The sequence below is a fragment of the Acetobacter cerevisiae genome, assembly GCF_001580535.1.
GTDB classification, from domain to species: domain Bacteria; phylum Pseudomonadota; class Alphaproteobacteria; order Acetobacterales; family Acetobacteraceae; genus Acetobacter; species Acetobacter cerevisiae.
The window spans coordinates 1-1,611 of sequence record NZ_LHZA01000037.1 but is presented as its reverse complement, the minus strand read 5'-3'; the positions used below and the strand labels follow the sequence as shown (position 1 = coordinate 1,611).

The 1,611-nt window shown below is 55.4% G+C and carries 1 protein-coding gene; it reads right to left on the bottom strand.

The genetic code is table 11. The annotated features are described in order from the left end of the window. Positions 1-3: 3 nt before the first annotated feature. Positions 4-1,371, bottom strand: a complete 1,368-nt coding sequence (locus AD928_RS00235) for an IS110 family RNA-guided transposase (protein ID WP_019088948.1) — start codon at positions 1,369-1,371, stop codon at positions 4-6. Positions 1,372-1,611: the final 240 nt, after the last annotated feature.

Genomic DNA, 1,611 nt, shown 5'->3' with positions numbered 1-1,611 from the left:
TTCCTAAGAAACAGCAGGTTCGGTGGCTACAGGGATGGGATGCAGGACAAACCCCAGCGATTGTGCGCGTCGGTGTAGATTGGAGACGACACGTTTGCGATGGATTTCATCGTAATGTCCTGCTCCGGGATCGGCATAAACCATGCCGTATCTGAGGGTATTATAAAACAGAACTGCTATTTTCCGGGCCGTGGCGGTCACAGCCTTTGCTTTCCCGACCCGCGCTGACAGGCGTCTGTAAAAAGCCCCCAACGCAGTATCGCTTCGCCCGAGCGTCGTGGCAGCCAGACGTAGTAGTGCTGCGGCCCGGCTTGAGGATCGGCGTGTGCGAGATGAAAGAAGCTTGCCACCGGAAATCTTGTTCCCCGGAGCGAGGCAGAGCCAGGACGTGAAATGTTTTGCACTTGGCCAGGCGCGGAGATCTGTGCCGCATTCTGCCACAAGCTTGAGGGCCAAGGACACACCGATGCCATGGATCTGCGTGAGATCCACGCCCAGCAAGCGATACAGAATGCCTCGTACGTCGAAGGACGGAGCACTCACCTGCTTTGTCTTGATCCGAGGCTTTGGGAGGTCTGCCGCAGGCTTTGCACTGCCGTGGCTCAAAAGCAGTAGCAGGCCTTCCATGCGGCGATCACAGGCCATGATCCGTTCCTGATAAATATCATAGAGCTCCAGGGCCTGCGTCAGAGCGAACACATGTTCATCTCTATAATTGCCCATCAGAGCTGCCGATATCACTTCTGCCGATGAGCGGCATCTGACGTCGCGCTTAGCGGCCAGCGTCTCTGGATCACGTTCACCGCCGACAATTGCCCGGATAATCTGCATGCCTGTGACGCCAGTGATATCGGAGACGACGTGATGGAGTTGCAGATTCATTTCCATCAGGGCTTTCTGCATGTGCTGGATATGTCCCGCAGCATACTCGACCAGACGTTCACGTTGACGCAAGTAAGCCCGCAATGCGGCAATATCGGCCTGAGGCCGAAAGCTTCCACGCAGCAAGCCATAGGAATGAAGTTGCTGGAGCCATCCGGCATCGCTCACGTCCGTCTTGCGACCGGGTACATTCTTGGCGTAGCGCGCGTTCACCAGAATGACGTCGAAACCATGCTGCTCAAGGATTTCATAAACCGGGATCCAGTAGACGCCTGTAGATTCCATGGCGACACTGGTGACTTTGCATTCTTTGAACCACTCAGCCAACGCATGCAGGTCGGACGTAAATGTGCCAAAGGACCGGATTGGGTCCTTCGCAGCCTCAGGGGACACCGCCGCCATATGCATCCGTGATCCAATATCGATCGCAGCGGCTCCCTGAATATGGCGTGTGAGATCAAAGGACGCTTTTGCAGATTTTCGAGGCATCGTAACATCTCCATACAGTGTGCTGGAGGAGGGTGTGGAACATGCCTATCAATCATCTTCCTAACCGGGATCACCGCAAGGCGGTGTCACCATTCTCAAGTTCGCACAGTTCCATGGACCACGTTTTTTAACGGGGACGAACCCGCCAATAAGCGAACGGCCGCTACCCTCCTGTCCGGCACAATAGCATGGCCCGTTTCTATGCCGCACAGGCGGACAAACGTCCGGGATCGTTTTTTA